Here is a 16,320-nt window from a genome sequence, read left to right as displayed (position 1 = left end):
ATGTCCCGCCACGAGGCCCGCAGCTAGAGCTCGAGCGGCAGCAGCGCCGAGAGGTCGGACCGCTCCCCCGACGCGTCGACGTCTCCCGCCGCGACTGCATCGTCCCAGCGCACGCGGCCGGTCACGAGGCCAAGCCAGGTCTCGGGCGCGACCTCGACCACCGCCGGAGGCGTGCCGCGGCGGTGCACCGAGCCCTCGACCGCCTGGACCGCGCCCCACGGCGGGACGCGCACCTCCAGGGAGCGCCCGCGCGCGACCGCGGCGAGCTCCTCGAGGCTGAACCGCACGGCCATGGCGACCATGCCGGGATCGACGTTCCCGGCATCGGTGAGCGCGGCCCACTGGGCCACGGCCTCGCGACCGGCTGCGACGGGGATGCGACGACGTGCTGGCATGCGCCAAGCCTGTCACAGGGTCAGTAGTCGAAATCCTCGAAGAACGCGAGCCACGCGGGATGATCGATGACGCCGAAGGTGGGGTGCTCGAGCGGCTCGTCGACCTCGTACTCGAAGGAGAGCACACCCTCGTCGCGCCCGTCCGGCTCGAGCACGTCGAGGATCTCGCCGTCGCCGGAGTGCAGCAGGATCGCGACATCGTCCGGGTCCGCGTCGAGCCCGACCGTCTCGACCTCGAAGCGCACACGCGTCGACGCGGGGAGCGCGAAGAAGTCCACCGAGTCGGTCAGCACCACGGGCGACTCGTCCCAGCGGACGTCGGCGCCGCGCGCCGCGCGCACCTCCGTCACCGCGCCGGCCTCGCCCGTGACGGTCACCGTCACGTCGCCCTCGAGCACGGTGCGGGTCACGTTCCCGTCCTCGTCGACCGCGAGCGGGTCGAGCGCATGTGCGGCCTCGAGGCCGTCAGAGATCCCGTCGCCGTCGGAGTCGTAGAGCAGGGGATCGGTGCCGAACTCGAGCTCGGCACCGTCGTCGAGCCCGTCCCCATCGGTGTCCGCCGTGATGAGATCGGTGCCCAGCTCCCGCTCGCGCAGCGCACCCAGGCCGTCACCGTCGATGTCCGACTCGCCGTCGGGGATCAGCCCGTCCGTGGACGCGAGCGTCGGATCCGTCAGGGTGGTCACCAGCTCGAGAAGGTCCTCGAGACCATCACCATCGGTATCGGGAAGGTGGGGGTCCGTGCCGAGCTTGGCCTCCTGCGCGTCGGACAGGAGGTCGCCGTCGGCGTCGGCCTTCCCATCGAGGCCGGCGCCCGGGGACGATGCGGGGGCCGGGGCCTCATCGGCCTCGGCGGAGCAGCCCGCGAGGAGTGCGGGCAGCAGGGCGAGAGCCGTCAGCGTCGCCGATATGCGCATGGCGCCTCCCCCCTCAACGCGAGGAATCGTCCTCGGTGCCCGTGAATCTAGGGCTGTGCCTGGGGTGACGTCAATGCGCGGCTGCCGCGCGGACGGCGCGCGCCGCGGCACCCGCATCGTCGCCCGCGCGCAGCGGCGCGAGCGTGAATGCGAGCGAGTGGGGCTCGTCGCCCGCGACCGTCGCGAAGGGCAGCGCGCGCTCTCCCCACGTGAGCCCCAGCCCCTGCTGGACGGCGTCGATGCTCAGATGCGTCAGGCCGTCGCGCTCGACCTCGAACGGATGCCCCGCCTCCTCGAGCGCCGCCTCGGTCACGGGGAGCGTCGCGGCCTCGAGAGGCGCGTCGCCCGCGACCACCAAGAGCCCCGCCCCCGCCTCGTCCGTCACGGCCCACCACTCGACGCCGGTGTGGTTGCCTGTCGCCTGCGGGACCACGTTGTCGAACACCTGCTCCTCGACGGTGGAGGTCCACACCGAGATGAGCGCGCCGGTGTCGCGGTCGCGCCACGTCTCGTGGGGACCTGCGCCCAGCCAGGCGAGCTCAGAGAACGCCCCGGGCAGCGTGAGCTCGATGCCCACCGCGGGGATCTCGAAGGCGCGCGAGGTCGCACCGAGCGTCGCCTCGACCGCGATCGCCCCGTCCCCGGTGACGGTGTAGGTCGCCTCCCACGAAGGGCTCCCCGCCGCCGGCACGGTCGCCGCGACGCGGATCACGGCGGCGTCCGGTCCCGCGTCGACGCTCACCGCGACGTCCTCGAGCGCCTCGCCCGCACCCTTCCACGAGAGCGCGTTGTCGGTGACGCCGTTGAGGAGGTCGTTCTGCGTGGGGGCGCGCCAGAAGTCGGGGTGCCAGGGCTCGGCGAGCAGCTCGAGGCCGTCGACCACGTAGGACGCGAGCGCGCCGCTCGCAACGTCGAAGGCGGCCGCGAAGCCGTCGCCGGAGACGGTCGTCGTCCCGGCTGACTCCTCGACAGAGACCTCGCCCCGCTCCCCCGGCGCGACGGCAGCGCCGGTGTCCCACGGCATCGTCGCCTGCAGGGACGCGACCATGTGGCCCGCGGACGCCCAGGCGGTGTCGGAGGCGAGCGCGAAGGAGACCGTCACGCGGTAGGTCGCGCCCGCGACCGGGTCGGCGGGCTCCTCGACGGGCAGCGGGACCCACCCGGTCTCACCCGGCGCGAGCGCGACGTCGAGGTCACCCGAGGACACGGGCACCCCGTCCGCCTCGAGGACCCACGACGCATCCAGGCTCGCGAGGCCCGTGAAGAGGTGCTCGTTGCGCAGCTGGATCCGGCCCGCCTCGAGGTCCGTGTCCACCAGTTCGACGGGCGCGTAGACCGCGGCGAGGTCGATCAGCTCGGGCTGCGCCTCGCGATCGGGGTTCACCACCCCGTTGAGCGTCCAGGCACCCGACGTGGGCAGCTCGCCCCAGTCGTCGCCGTAGGACAGGTACGTCGAGCCTTCGGGCGCATCGTCCGCCACCGGAAGCGCCGCGACTCCGCCGTCGATCGGCAACCGGATCGACTGGTCCGCCCACTGCCACACGAAGCCGCCCTGCATCTCGGGGCTCGTGTCGATGACGTCCCAGAACTCCTCGATGCCGCCCAACCCGGCGCCGAGCGCGTGCTGGTACTCGGTCATGATCCACGGCCGCCCGGTCGTGGTCGCCGCACGTTCCTCGAGCGTCGACACGTACGGGTAGAACACGCCGTCGAGGTCCACGACGGTGCTGTCCTCCTGGAAATGGACCGGCCGCGTCGGGTCGGTCGCGCGGAGCCAGTCGGCGGCCTCGGCGAACACGTCGCCGGGTCCGATCTCGTTGCCCAAGGACCACCACAGCACCGACGCGTGGTTCTTGTCGCGCCCGTACATGCTCACGATGCGGTCCAGCACGGCGGCGTCCCACTCGGGGGCGCCGTCGGGGAAGGGACGCAGCGAGTGCGTCTCGAGCGCCGCCTCGTCGAGCACGTACATGCCGATCTCGTCGGCAAGGCGGTACAGCGCGGGGCTCGCCGGGTAGTGCGAGGTGCGGACCGCCGTGATGTTGTGCTGACGCATCGCGACCAGGTCCGCGCGCGTCTGGTCCTCGGTGAGCGCCTGCCCAGTGTCGGGATGCATCTCCGAACGGTTCACACCCTTGATGTCGAGCGGCATGCCGTTGAGCGTCATGAGCCCCTCGACGATCCCGAACTCACGGATCCCCACGCGCGTCGCGACCGTCTCGATCACGTCCTCGCCGTCGAGCAGCTCGTAGATCAGCGTGTAGAGGTAGGGGTCCTCGGCGGACCAGAGGCGTGCATCCTCGACCTCGATGGCGGACGATGCCCCGGTCGCCTCCCCGACCACGGCGCCCTCCGCATCGTGCAGCGTGGCGCGGGCCGTCGCGTCGCCCACGATGTCGAGGGTGGCCTCCACCGTGGCGGCCCCGAGGTCGTCGTGAACCTCCGTGGTGATCGTGTGGTCCGCCACGTAGGAGGCGGGCGTCGAGTACAGCTCGACCTCGCGGAAGATGCCGGACAGGTCGATCTGATCCTGGTTCTCGAGCCACGAGCCGTCCGACCACCGGTGCACCAGCACCGCGACGGTGTTGGTGCCGGGCCGGATGGCCTCGGTGACGTCGAACTCGGCCGGGGCGTACGAATCCTCGCTGTAGCCCACCTCGACGCCGTTCACCCAGACGGTGAACGCGGACTTGACCCCCTGGAAGGCGAGCACGGTGCGACGCCCGTCCCAGTCCGCGGGCACGTCCACGTCGCGCCGGTACGAGCCGACGGAGCTGTGCTCATCGGGGATCTCGAACGGCGTGAGCTCGCCGTAGGCCTCCCACGGGTACTGCTCGTTGAGGTAGACGAGGTCGCCCGACTCGGAGTCCCCGTAGCCGTCGAGCTGCCAGTGGTGCGGCACCTCGACCGTGTTCCACCCGCGGACGTCGGTGGCGGGGTCCGCGAAGTCGAGGCTCGCGTCGGCGACCGTGGGCGACCAGCGGAAGCTCCACTCGCCGTCGAGCGACAGGAGCCACGGCGAGGCCGCCTCGGCATCGTATGCGCCGAGCTCGAGCGCGGTCGCGGCGTCCGCCACGGGGATCGAGCGCGCCGCTGCCTCGAGGCGGTTCACCTCGAACACCTCGGGCGTGCCGGCCCACGGGGTCGGGTCGGGTTGCGCGAGCGCGGCGAGGCTGGCGGCGAGCGCGCCCGCGCCCGCGAGCGCCACCCAGCCGCGTGCCCTCATGCCCTACCCGCGCATCGTCCCCGGCAGAGGCCTCAGGCGAAGCGCGACGGAAGCGGAGCCTCCCAGGCCTCGTTGAGCTCGGCCACCGGGACCTCGAACTGGCCCTGGACGTCGAGCACGTCACCGCCGGTGACGCCCACGCGCGCGAACGGCACGCCGCGCGCCTCGAGCATCGCCACGAAGCGCGGCTCCTCGGTGCGCGGCACCGTGAGCAGCGCGCGGCCCTGCGACTCGGAGAACAACGCCTGCGCGGGGGTCAACCCGTCGCGCTCGCACACCTCGTCGAGCACGATGCGCGCGCCGACGCCGTAGCGCAGCGCGCCGTAGGCCGCGGCGGCCGCGAGACCGCCCTCGGAGACGTCGCGGGCGGCGTCGACCAGGCCGTCGCGCGAGCACGCGATGAGGATCTCCGCGAGCTCCTTCTCCCACGCGAGGTCGAGCACGGGCGGGAGGCCGCCGAGGTGACCCTGCGTCGAGGCCAGCTCGCTGCCGTCGAGCTCCGGCTTGGTGGCACCGATGAGGAACAGCAGCTGGCCGTCCTCGCGCCAGCCCGACGGGGTCGCGCGGGCGACGTCGTCGAGGATGCCGAGGATGCCGACGATGGCCGTGGGGTTGATCGACGAGTCGATCTTCCCGGGCTCGCCAGTGCCGTTGTAGAGGCTCACGTTGCCGCCGGTGACCGGCACGCCGAGCTCCTGGCATGCGTCGGCGAGGCCGCGGATGGCCTCCGCGAACTGCCACATCGAGTCGGGGTCCTCGGGCGAGCCGAAGTTCAGCCCATCGGTGACGGCGGTCGGCTCGGCGCCCGTGATCGCGACGGCGCGGTAGGCAGCCGCGACGGACTGACGCGCGCCGTTGTACGGGTCGAGCTTGGTGAAGCGGTCGTTGCTGCGCGTCGCGATGGCGACGCCGCGGCCCGTGGACTCGTCGACGCGGATGACGCCCGCGGTGTCCGGGCGCGCGGCCGCGGTGTTGCCCTGCACGTAGCGGTCGTACTGGTTCGTGATCCACGTCCGCGAGGACATGTTGGGGCTGCTGAGGAGCGTGAGGAAGGCCTGCTTCATCGCGTCGCCGGTCGCCGGGAGGTCGCCCGCGAACGCATCGGCCTGGAGCCCGTCCATCCACGCGGGGCGGTGGAACGGACGGTTGTACACGGGGCCGTCGTGGGCGACGGTGCGCGGGTCGACGTCGACGATGCGCTCGCCGTGGTGGTCGATGGTGAGGCGGCCCGAGTCGTTGACCTCGCCGACCACGGCGGTCTCGATGTCCCACTTGCCCGTGATCTCGAGGAACTGGTCGAGCTTCTCCGGCGTGACCACCGCCATCATGCGCTCCTGCGACTCCGACATGAGGATCTCGCCGGCGTTCAGGGTGGGGTCGCGCAGCAGGACGTCGTCGAGCCACACGTGCATGCCGCCCGAGCCGTTCGACGCGAGCTCGGAGGTCGCGCAGGAGATGCCCGCGGCGCCGAGGTCCTGGATGCCCTGGACCACGTCCGCGGCGAACAGCTCGAGGCAGCACTCGATGAGCACCTTCTCCATGAAGGGGTCGCCCACCTGGACGCTCGGACGCTTGGCCGGGACGCCGTCCTCGAAGGTCTCCGAGGCGAGGATGGACGCACCGCCGATGCCGTCGCCGCCCGTGCGGGCGCCGAACAGGACGACCTTGTTGCCCACGCCCTCGGCGGACGCGAGGTGGATGTCCTCGTGCTTCATCACGCCCACGCACAGCGCGTTGACCAGCGGGTTGCCCTGGTAGCAGGAGTCGAAGCGCGCGCCGCCGCCGATGTTCGGCAGGCCGAGCGAGTTGCCGTAGCCGCCCACACCGGAGACCACGCCGTGGACCACGCGGGCCGTGTCGGGGTGGTCGATCGCGCCGAAGCGGAGCTCGTCCATCGCGGCGACCGGGCGGGCACCCATCGCGAGGATGTCGCGGACGATGCCGCCGACGCCGGTCGCGGCGCCCTGGTACGGCTCGACGAAGGACGGGTGGTTGTGCGACTCGACCTTGAAGGTGACGGCCCAGCCGTCGCCGATGTCGACCACACCGGCGTTCTCGCCGATGCCGACCATCAGGCGCTCCTTCATCTCAGGAGTCGTCTTCTCGCCGAACTGGCGCAGGTGCACCTTGGAGGACTTGTAGCTGCAGTGCTCCGACCACATGACGGAGTACATCGCGAGCTCCGCGTTGGTGGGACGGCGGCCCAGCAGGTCGCGGATGCGCTGATACTCGTCGTGCTTGAGGCCGAGCTCGCCCCAGGGCTGCTGCTCGTCGGGAGTGGCTGCCGCGTGCTCGACGGTGTCGAGGTGGGCGGCGGGCTGGGCGGGGGCGTCGGTCATGGTGTCCTCGTGAGAGTGCCGGCGGATACCCGGCAATCCTAGCCGCGCGCTCCCCCTCGCCTCTCCCCCGGACGGCGCGGGCTCAGTTGGTGAAGTCGGGCGTCGTGACGGTCGCGTCAGGGTCGATGAGCACCACCGAGTCCGCCGCGCCGCACGTGGCCGTCCAGGAGTCCGCGAGCGCCGCATCGGCCGCGACCGCAGGGTCGAGCACCTGCACGTCGGTCGGGTAGTCGTGGATGAGAGGCGCATCGGCCACGCGCTCGCCCGCGGGAGCCGTGAGCCAGGGTCCGGAGTGGGAGAGGCCGATGCCGGGGATGGTGGCGGTGAACCCGTCGATCAGCAGCACGCCGATGCGGGTTGTGCCGTCGGTGACGAGCTCCGGGCACACGGTGAACAGCCCATGCGTCTCGAGGCTCACGTAGCCCTCGATCTCGGTCGACTCGCCGGTCCAGGCCGACGCCTCGTAGGTGGGCAGCTCCGCCGGGCGATCCCACAGGACCGCGGTCGCGACCACCGCGAGCGCCGCTCCCGCAACCACGACCCCTGCCGCCGCCGCGCGCCGCGACGGCGCCGGCCCCCGCCTGGTGGGCACGCTGACCGTCCGCTGCTCGCTCATGACCCCCCCTCGATCTCTCCACCGCTCAATCCGTCGGGCGCCGCGAGCGCGAACTGATCGGCTTCGCCGCACGCGGTCACCCACGCGCTCGCGTAGGCGGCGTCCCCAGCATCGGCGGTATCGAGCATGCGACCTTCGACCGTGATCTCGCTCGCGCCGAACGGTGCGGACTCGAGGACCGTGCCGTCCTCGCCGGACTCCAGCCGCGGGCCGTGGTCCTCCCGCACCCCCGTCTCGACCGGGGACGTGGCCGACCACGAGTTCGGCAGCACCACGGCGACCGTGCCGCTGCCGTCCGCGGCGCGCGCGGTCGAGCACAGCAGCTCGGAGGCGGTGAAGTCGAAGGAGAGCCCGTCAGCGACGTGCTCCGCGGTGCCGGACCACTTGTGCGCGGGATACGTGACCAGGGTCGCGTCCTTCCATGTGGTGTCCGAGACCGCGTGGCTCGTCACCGCCTGCACCACCAGCAGCGCTCCGAGCACCACGCCGACCGTCACCAGCGCCACGGTCGCGATCCGGCCCGCGCCAGTACGCGTCTCCATCGTTGCCCCCATGGAGACGTTCTAGCAGGTAGCGGCGGGCACCACCAGGGGATTCGCTCTACTCGAAGATGGCGAGCGGGGTCATCACCACGAACAGGTCGGCCTCCCCGCACAGGTCGATCCACCGCTGCGCGATGGGCGCCTCGTCCGGGTCGTCGACGTCGAGCAGCGCGCCCTCGAGCATCGCGTCCCGGTCCTGGGGCATCTGCGCTCCCGATGCGCGGTCGCGCACCTCGGCCTCGGGCCGGTCGAGCACGACGCGCGGGATCACACCGAAGCGGTGCGCCGTCCAGGTGTCGGGAAGGATCACGCCCACGGTCTGCGTGCTCACGTCGAGCACCCCGGAGACGCACACCGTCCACCAGCCGTGCGGCTCGACCACCACGTCGCTCACCGGCACGCCCTCGCCCGTGAGGTCGCCCGCGAACGTCGCCGTGCGCGCGGGCGCCTCCCACAGCCCGAACCAGGCGATGACCACCACCACCGCCGTCATCGCCGTCAGGCCTGCTATCCGCAAGGCGCGCATGGGTCCATCTTGTCCGGTTCGAGGCGTGCGTCAATGGGAGCCCCCGCCCGGAACACGTGCGGATCGTGTCGGACCGGCGCCTCGCTGGGGCACAGCGCGTGCGATTCGTGTCTCGTTGCGCGGCGCTCCCCGCACGATCCGCACCGATTGCGACGTCGCGAGGGCGCGACACCGCACGATCAGCACGCGTTGCGGCCGCAGCGCCGGGCGGCGCGAGGAGGCTCAGCCCCGCAACGCCTCCGCCACGGCGTCGGCCAGCTGCTCGACGGGCAGCCCCGGCGCATGGACGTGCACACCCTCCGCGTCCTCCCACAGCACGCGGTCCACGCCCGGCAGCTCCCCGAGCGCGTCCGCCACCGCGTGCATGCGCGCCTCGGTGAGCGTCTCCACGATCCGCGGGTGGAGGGCCACGGTGTAGGTGTAGTCGTCGAGCCACGGGGTCTGCACGGTGACGGTCGCGTCGAAGCCGTCGATCTCGATCGTGCGGAGCGCGAGGTCCTCGGCCTTCCCCAGCCGCTCGAGGAACGGTGCGCGCAGCAGCAGCCCGCGGCGGTCGTCCTCGCTCAGCGGAGCATCGTCCGGCCGCGACGGCAGCTCGGTGCGGGCCGCGACGCGCAGCGACGCGAGCACCTCGACCGTGAGCAGGCCCGGTGCCCACGCCTCGAGGATGTGGTGGCTGCGGAACAGCACGCGCTGGATGCCGGGCGCGGCGTCGCACGCGCGCAGGAAGCGCAGCAGCGCGGCCTCGTCGATCGCCCCGGCGGCGAGCATGACGATGGCGTGATGCGTGGCGTCCGACGGCGTGCCGGGCGCGTGCCCGGGCCCCGCATCGTTCACCACCAGGCCGGGGTCCTCCTCGCTGAGGGGACCGAGCACCTCGGACGGCACCGCACGCGGTAGCTCCGCGGGGCGCTCGACCTTCCGCAGGAAGCCGCCCTTGGGGACGAACGACTCGCGCACCTCGGCGGGCGTGTCGAAGTCCGCGTAGGACATCTCGCCGTCCGTGTCGAACCAGCGCAGCACGTCCTCGACGGCGTCCCAGGACGCACGGCCGTGCCCCATGGCGGCGATCGCGTACGGCAGCATCGCGACCGGCGGGCCGCCGGGGCCGAGCACCGGGTCGAGGTAGGTCGCCGATCCCTCGCGTCGGTCGAGCCCCCACGACATCGGACGATGCGCGTCGGCCAGGCCGCCGACGTACACCAGCAGGCCGTCGATCAGCGCGGCGCCGTGCATGGTGAGCTCCTGGCCGAGCTCCGAGCGGTAGGCCCAGTCGGGCTTCACGGCCGAACGGTCGCGGCGCAGGTCGCGCGTCACCCAATCGACGGTGGGCCGCAGCTCGGCCGCGGTGAAGTGGAGGTCGTGACCCGTGGCCTTGCGCAGGCGCGTCGCGAGGTACTCCGCGCTCTTGGGGCTCGAGGCGAGCCATGCCTGGAACCACGCATCGGCCTCGTAGAAGCGGCGCTCGTCCCCGTCGGCGGTGAAGAAACCCATCGAGCCAGGCTAGCCGCGCCGCGTCGCCCTGCGCACAGGTACCCTCGCCTCACCGGAAGGAGCCACCATGACCGAGACCCCCGAGCGCGAGATCCTCACCTGGCAGGGCTACGGCGACGCCTCGCGCGAGCTCGCGCAGATGGTGGTCGACTCGGGCTACGAGCCCGATGTGGTCGTGGCCGTCGCGCGCGGCGGCCTGCCGGTGGGCGGCGCGATCTCGTACGCGCTGGGCACCAAGGGCGTCGGCACGCTCAACGTCGAGTTCTACACCGGCATCGACGAGCGCCTCCCCGCGCCCGTGCTCCTGCCCCCGCTGCTCGACACCGACGCGATGAAGGGCCTCAAGGTCCTCATCGCGGACGATGTCGCGGACACCGGCGAGACGCTCGCCCTGGTGAAGAAGCTCATGGAGGAGCACGCGGGCGAGGTCCGCACCGTGGTGCTCTACGCGAAGTCGCATTCGGTCATCGACCCGGACTACGTCTGGAAGCGCACCGACCTGTGGATCACCTTCCCGTGGTCCGCGCTCCCGCCGGTCACCCCGGGCAAGCCTCATCCCGAGCAGGGCTGACCGCGTCATACCGGGGTATCACCCAGGAACGATGCGCAGGGACGATGCGGCGCGCGGCGTCGCGTCGCTAGCGTGGCCGCCATGCGAGGGATCTTCGGGGGACTGAACGGCGCGCTGGTGCGCGAGCAGTGGCGCGCGCAGCGCCGGTACACGCTGACGGCGGGGGTGATGGTGGCGCTCGCCACTGGGCTGGCCACGTTCGCGGTGGCGTCCGTCATGACGCAGGCAGCCGTAGCCAGCGATGCGAACACGGCCTACGCGGGCGCCGCCGACGCCGAGAACATCGCGACGCTGCCCGGTTGGGGCAACGGCGTGGGCTACCTCCACGGCGAGCAGTTGTACGACCGGTCGGCGACATCCGAGGAGATCGACGCCATCGTGGCCGATGCCGCGGCACAGGGCATCGACGTCTCGGTAAGCCAGGGGTCCTATGCAATCGTCGCCGAGTCCGGCGATCGTGGCATGTACCTCGCGGCGGTCGACCCGGAGTCCGCCGCACCGCTGATGTACGAGGGCGAGGCCCCCGGACCGGGCGAGGTGGCGCTGGCATCCCTGTACGCTCGCGACCTCGCGCTCGGCATCGGCGACACGATCACGCTGGTGGGCCGAGACCTCGAGGGGATACCCGACGCCGACCCGGTCACCTTGACCGTCTCGGGGTTCGCGAAGACCCTCGCCTTCGATGCGGTCGACTACGACGTGACCAGCCTCATCTCGCCCGACAGCCTGGCCGACGTCGCGGCCGTGGGCGGCATTCTCCCCGCGGTGAACGAGCGGGGCGAGCGCACCGGCAGCTACGACATCGTGCTCGCGTGGGACGGGCCGATGGTCGCAGGCCTCGAGGATGTCACAACCACCTGGGAGCGCTCCGACACGTCCCCGTGGCTGAGCTCCAGCCTCGGCGCAGGCGAGATGCTCTCGCTCATGGGTGCCGGCCTGCTCGCCATCGTCGCGGTGGGCGCGGCCATCGCCGCGGGCCGTTCCCAGGGCGAGGCGCGAACGCAGTGGGTCGCGACCGCCCGTGCGCTCGGTGCGACGCGCCGGGACATCGTCGTCGCCGGCGCGCTCGAGGGGCTCGTGGTCGGCGTGATCGCCGGCGCGATCGGGGTGGCAGCCGGATGGGGCGTCGAGGCGTGGATCTACTCGGCGCAGCCCGCGTCGCGCCCCGACGTCTACGGACCCGCACTCGCCGTCCTGCCGCTCGGATACGTAGCGGCACTGCTCGGGCTCGCGATCATCCTCGCGCTCGTGATCGGGTTGGTGCCGGCGCTGTGGGCCTCGCGCGTCGAGCCGAGCGCGGCGCTCAGCCCGCGCGGCGCGACCCACCAGCGCGACGCCGAGCCGAGGAGCCGCCGCGTGCCGCTCGCGTGGCTCGGCGGGATCGGTGCGCTCGGGCTGGCCGTGGCTGCGGGGAACCCGCCGAGCACCACGGGAGGGATCGACGCGATCGCCGTCGGCGCGTGGATCGCGGTCGCGGTCGTGGCCGCCGCGTTCGGCGTGGTCGCCGTGCGTGCCCTGCTGCCGCACGCGAGCGCGGCGCTTGCACGCACCGGCCGTCCGGCGCTGGTGCTCGCCTCCCACGCCCTGGGCCACCGCACCGGGAGCCTCACGGCTGCGGCCACGGGCCTGCTGCTCTCCGCCGGGCTCACCTTCGGCGCGGTGGAGACGACGGTGATGGCCCCGGTGCGCGCCTACGACGATGACCTCATGGCGGCCGGAGCGACTCTCGCGACATGGGACCTGGTGGTGGACGCGCTGCTGGTCTGGTGGCTCGGCGGGGCGCTGCTGCTCATGGCCGGCGGCTTCATGGTGGGGCTGGCGGAGTGGATGGGCCGTGGCGCGGCGCTGCGCGAGGCGGCGACGGCAGGGGCCCTCGGCTTGGACCGCCACGGCAGGCAGATCGCCGCGATCGCACGCGTCGCGGTACCGATGAGCCTCGGGGTGATCGTGGGCGTCGCGCTCGGGCTGCTGGGCGTGGCCGTGTTCGAGGTCTGGGAGCAGCTCGGCGCCGGCGCGTCGACCATCCTCGCGCGCGACCTGCCCGTCGTCATCCTCCGGGCGCTGATCGCGGCGCTCGGCATCGTGGCGGGCGGCGCGGCGGGAGTCGGCATCGCGTCGCTCTTCGCGGCGCGCGGCGTGGACGCGCGCTCCCCTCAGGAGGCGCAGCGGCTCGCGCGCTGAGCCTCAGCCCTTCATCTGCGCGAGCTGGATGAGGTTGCCCACCGTGTCGTCGATCACCGCGACCACCACGGGACCGAAGTCGGTCGGCGGCTGGACGAAGGTCGCCCCCAGCCCGACCAGGCGCTCGTGCTCCGCCTCGAGATCGTCGACGGCGAGCTGGGCCGCGGGGATGCCGTCCTCGACGAGCGCCTCGCGGAAGGGCGCGACCGCGGGGTGGCCGGCAGGCTCGAGCAGCAGCTCCATGCTCGGGTCGCCCGGGTTGCCCACCGTCAGCCAACGGTTGCCGTCGCCCATGTCGATGTCCTGGCGGGGCTCGAGGCCCAGCACGCGCGTGTAGAAGTCGAGCGCCTTGGTCTGGTCGGTCACGAAGACGCTCGCGAGGTGGATGCGGATCATTCGGGCTCCTTGTCTGGCCAACGGCGCGCGATCGCGCGCAGCGGCCGGGTATCGAGGCTGTGCAGCCGGGTGCGGCCCTCACGCCGCGAGGACACCAGGCCCGCCTCCTCGAGCACCGCGAGGTGCTGGGAGATGGCCTGGCGAGTGAGGGAGATGTCGTGATCGCCGAGCAGCCGTGTGGTGATCTCGAACAGGCTCTGGTGGTCGCGGGCCGTGAGCACGTCGAGGATCGCGCGCCTGGCAGGCGCGGCGAGAGCGTCGTACACATCGGCCACCCGGTCAGAATAGGCAAGCAGGCACTTGCACGCAAGCGATTACTTGCACATCGCGCGCGACCACGCCCCTAGACTGACGCGCATCGCCACCCGGGAGGACCACATGACGTACGCAGGAGATCTGACGCCGCACGAGGCCTGGAAGCTGCTCGAGGACGAGCCGCGCGCGATCCTGGTCGACGTCCGCACCGAGGCCGAGTGGCGCTTCACCGGCGTCCCGGACGCCTCGAGCCTGGGAAAGAAGCCCGCGCTGATCGAGTGGGTGACGTACCCGACGATGCAGCGCAACGAGGGCTTCCTCGACCAGCTCAAGGCCACGGGCGCCGAGCCGGGCCAGCCCATCGTCTTCCTGTGCCGCTCGGGCGCGCGCTCCATCGGCGCGGCCGAGGCGGCCACCGCGGCGGGCCTGGGCCCGGCCTACAACGTGCTCGAGGGATTCGAGGGCGCGACCGATGAGAACGGCCACCGGGGCTGGCAGGGCTGGAAGGGCGCCGGGCTCCCCTGGCAGCAGGGCTGACGCGGCGCGTCGACCCGCCCGACGCGCCGTCGGGCCATGCGCGGCAGCCCCGCGTCGAAGCGATTCGACGCGCGCGTGCCGCCGTGGTTCAATGAACCGCGCGGCGCCAACGACGGCCCCGCAGCCACGACAGCACAGGAGCACCTCCCATGGCCGAGCTCGACCTCCCAGTCGACCAGCTGCGCACGTTCACCGCGAGCCTCGACACCCCTGAGGACCTCGACGCGTTCTGGGAGGCCACGCTCGCCGAGTCGCGCGCCGCGCGCCGCCCCACCGAGATCTCCGCACCGGTGGTCGATCTTCCCGGCCTCACCGTCCGCGACGTCACCTTCTCGGGCTTCGGCGGCGACCCGATCCGCGCCTGGCTCGCGACCCCGAAGGGCGCGACCGACCTTCCCGTGGTGGTCGAGTACATCGGCTACGGCGGCGGACGCGGCCTGCCCTACGAGTACTCGCTGCTCCCCGCGGCCGGCTATGCGCATCTCATCATGGACACGCGCGGCCAGGCCTCCGCGTGGGGCAACGGCGGCGACACCGCCGACCCGCACGCGACCGGCCCGTCCGTCCCAGGCTTCATGACGCGCGGCATCGAGTCGCCCGAGACCTACTACTACCGCCGGGTCTTCACCGATGCGACCCTCGCGGTCGACGTGGCCCGCGAGCTCCCCGGCGTGGACGCGGGGCGGGTCGCCGTCAAGGGCTCGTCTCAGGGAGGCGGCATCGCGATCGCGGCGGCGTCGCTCGCCGACGGCGTCGGGGCGGCACTGATCGACGTGCCCTTCCTGTGCAACTTCCCGCGCGCGATCCGCATGACAGACTCCGACCCCTACGCCGAGATCCGCCGCTACCTCGCGGTCCACCGGGGAGGGGTCGAGGCCGTGCACCAGACGCTCGCCTACTTCGACGGTGCGAACCTCGCGCCGCGCGCCACCGCGCCGTCCGTGTGGTCGGTCGCGATCATGGACGACATCTGCCCGCCCTCGACGGTGTACTCCGCCTACAACGCCTACGCGGGACCCAAGAGCATCGTGGAGTACGCCTTCAACGGGCACGAGGGCGGCCAGATGCACCAGGTCGAGCACCACCTCGCGCTGCTCGAGAAGGCGTTGACGCGGCAACCCGCGGCATGAGCATGTGCGCGTCGCGCAGACGGCGCGCACGCGTGCGCGGCAATAGATTTGCCTTGTTGTCGCGCACAACATAAAGTGACGGCAGGGTGTTTCGAAACGCTTCGAAAACGCCCAGGACGAGACGGAGCACCCATGGCGACCATTGCGGAGGTGGCGGAGGCCGCCGGCGTGTCCATCAGCACGGTCTCCTACGCCCTCAGCGGGAAGCGCTCGATCAAGCCCGCGACGCGGGATCACGTGCTCGCCGTGGCCGCCGAGCTCGGCTACGCCCCCAACGCGAGCGCGCGCATGCTCGCCGCTCAGCGCTCCCAGATCATCGCGGTCAGCGAGCCCGTCCACGCCGACACGGACGACACGGCGCACATGACGTTCGCGATGGAGACCACCAAGGCCGCGCGCGCGGCGGGCTACGACACGCTCCTGCTGGTCCACGACGACGCCGTCGAGGGCATGAGCCGCTCCGCCGCGACCTCGCTGGCCGACGGCATCGTGGTGCTCGACGTCGACGAGGACGATCCGCGCGTCGAGCTGTCACGCACCCTGTCCTGCCCCACGGTCTTCATCGGCCTCCCCGCCGACACCGACGGCCTGGTCTGCATCGACCTCGACTTCGAGGCCGCGGCGCGCATCGCGGTCGACCGGCTGGTCGACGCGGGCCACCGCGCGTTGGGCCTCATCTCGCATCGCGAGGACACCGTGCTGCGCGGCTCGAACTTCCCGCGGCGCTTCCTGCGGGGCTTCATCGCGCAGGCCGAGGCCCGCGGCGTCGCCTACGCCGTCACGCACCCGCACGGCCACACCGCGCAGGGCAGCGTCGACCGGCTGCTCAAGAAGCTGCCCGAGCTCGACGGCATCGTGCTCAACACCACCACGGACGTCGCCGCCTCGCTCAGCCCCGCGCTCGCCACGCACGGCCTGTCCATCCCCGAGGACATCTCCACGATCGCGGCCGGCGTGACGTTCTCCACCGGCAGGTTCGCCGTGCCTCTCGACGTCATCCCGCTGGACGCCCACGCCTCGTGCGAGGCCGCGGTCCAGCTGCTCGTGACGGCGATCGAGACCGGCGAGCACCAGCCGCAGACCGTGCTGCTCGTCCCCGACTACCGCGAGGCGGGCTCCGTCCTCGCTCGGAGCCGCGCGCCCCTCACCCCCCATCCGTGATCCGCGCAACGTCGCGCGCGACCTGACGACGGCG

At 72.4% G+C, this 16,320-nt stretch carries 15 protein-coding genes; 5 read left to right on the top strand and 10 right to left on the bottom strand.

From position 1 onward, the window contains the following. Positions 1–23: 23 nt before the first annotated feature. From AOM06_RS07840 to AOM06_RS07805, 8 genes are all read right to left on the bottom strand, one after another. Positions 24–395, bottom strand: coding sequence for a sterol carrier family protein (locus AOM06_RS07840; protein WP_062304290.1), 372 nt, complete (start codon positions 393–395; stop codon positions 24–26). A 20-nt stretch (positions 396–415) separates the two neighbouring features. Then, entirely contained in the window at positions 416–1,312 is an 897-nt protein-coding gene (locus AOM06_RS07835) for a hypothetical protein (RefSeq protein ID WP_062304287.1), read from the bottom strand. 70 nt (positions 1,313–1,382) lie between these two features. Next, a complete protein-coding gene (locus AOM06_RS07830; protein ID WP_062304284.1) occupies positions 1,383–4,538 on the bottom strand; it encodes a glycoside hydrolase family 2 TIM barrel-domain containing protein in 3,156 nt (1,051 codons plus the stop codon). A 32-nt stretch (positions 4,539–4,570) separates the two neighbouring features. Next, positions 4,571–6,877, bottom strand: coding sequence for a phosphoribosylformylglycinamidine synthase subunit PurL (gene purL, locus AOM06_RS07825; RefSeq protein ID WP_062304282.1), 2,307 nt, complete (start codon positions 6,875–6,877; stop codon positions 4,571–4,573). Between the two features lie 82 nt (positions 6,878–6,959). Further along, positions 6,960–7,493 carry a hypothetical protein gene (locus tag AOM06_RS07820; RefSeq protein WP_062304279.1) on the bottom strand — a complete coding sequence of 178 codons (534 nt, stop codon included), beginning with the start codon at positions 7,491–7,493 and terminating at the stop codon, positions 6,960–6,962. Then, positions 7,490–8,035: a hypothetical protein gene (locus tag AOM06_RS07815; RefSeq protein WP_156163626.1), complete on the bottom strand. Its 546-nt coding sequence runs from the start codon at positions 8,033–8,035 to the stop codon at positions 7,490–7,492. The genes AOM06_RS07820 and AOM06_RS07815 overlap by 4 nt, the downstream gene beginning before the upstream one ends. A gap of 58 nt (positions 8,036–8,093) precedes the next feature. After that, positions 8,094–8,561 carry a hypothetical protein gene (locus AOM06_RS07810; protein WP_156163625.1) on the bottom strand — a complete coding sequence of 156 codons (468 nt, stop codon included), beginning with the start codon at positions 8,559–8,561 and terminating at the stop codon, positions 8,094–8,096. Positions 8,562–8,783: 222 nt separating this feature from the next. Further along, positions 8,784–10,055 (bottom strand): hypothetical protein, encoded by a 1,272-nt coding sequence (locus tag AOM06_RS07805; RefSeq protein ID WP_062304271.1) that lies wholly within the window; start codon positions 10,053–10,055, stop codon positions 8,784–8,786. Positions 10,056–10,122: 67 nt separating this feature from the next. Here AOM06_RS07805 and AOM06_RS07800 point away from each other — a divergent pair, with 67 nt between their 5' ends. Both AOM06_RS07800 and AOM06_RS07795 read left to right on the top strand, forming a co-directional pair. Further along, a complete protein-coding gene (locus AOM06_RS07800; RefSeq protein WP_062304267.1) occupies positions 10,123–10,626 on the top strand; it encodes a phosphoribosyltransferase in 504 nt (167 codons plus the stop codon). An 81-nt stretch (positions 10,627–10,707) separates the two neighbouring features. Next, positions 10,708–12,807 carry an FtsX-like permease family protein gene (locus AOM06_RS07795; protein ID WP_156163624.1) on the top strand — a complete coding sequence of 700 codons (2,100 nt, stop codon included), beginning with the start codon at positions 10,708–10,710 and terminating at the stop codon, positions 12,805–12,807. A gap of 3 nt (positions 12,808–12,810) precedes the next feature. Here the strand turns inward: AOM06_RS07795 and AOM06_RS07790 are convergent, their stop codons facing one another. Together AOM06_RS07790 and AOM06_RS07785 are read right to left on the bottom strand one after the other, a co-directional pair. Then, positions 12,811–13,203, bottom strand: a complete 393-nt coding sequence (locus AOM06_RS07790) for a VOC family protein (RefSeq protein WP_062304262.1) — start codon at positions 13,201–13,203, stop codon at positions 12,811–12,813. Next, on the bottom strand, positions 13,200–13,478 hold the full coding sequence (locus AOM06_RS07785) for an ArsR/SmtB family transcription factor (RefSeq protein WP_062304260.1): 279 nt from the start codon (positions 13,476–13,478) through the stop codon (positions 13,200–13,202). Before AOM06_RS07785 ends, AOM06_RS07790 begins: the two co-directional genes overlap by 4 nt. 103 nt (positions 13,479–13,581) lie before the next feature. On the opposite strand from AOM06_RS07785, the gene AOM06_RS07780 reads away from it, so the two are divergent. From AOM06_RS07780 to AOM06_RS07770, 3 genes are all read left to right on the top strand, one after another. Continuing rightward, on the top strand, positions 13,582–13,995 hold the full coding sequence (locus AOM06_RS07780; protein ID WP_062304259.1) for a rhodanese-like domain-containing protein: 414 nt from the start codon (positions 13,582–13,584) through the stop codon (positions 13,993–13,995). 149 nt (positions 13,996–14,144) lie between these two features. Then, complete coding sequence (locus tag AOM06_RS07775) at positions 14,145–15,125, top strand: acetylxylan esterase (protein ID WP_062304258.1); 981 nt, start codon at positions 14,145–14,147, stop codon at positions 15,123–15,125. A 132-nt stretch (positions 15,126–15,257) separates the two neighbouring features. Beyond that, a complete protein-coding gene (locus AOM06_RS07770) occupies positions 15,258–16,286 on the top strand; it encodes a LacI family DNA-binding transcriptional regulator (RefSeq protein ID WP_062304257.1) in 1,029 nt (342 codons plus the stop codon). Positions 16,287–16,320: the final 34 nt, after the last annotated feature.

Source organism: Demequina subtropica (genome assembly GCF_000971235.1).
GTDB classification, from domain to species: domain Bacteria; phylum Actinomycetota; class Actinomycetes; order Actinomycetales; family Demequinaceae; genus Demequina; species Demequina subtropica.
This window is presented reverse-complemented; position numbering and strand designations above follow the sequence as displayed.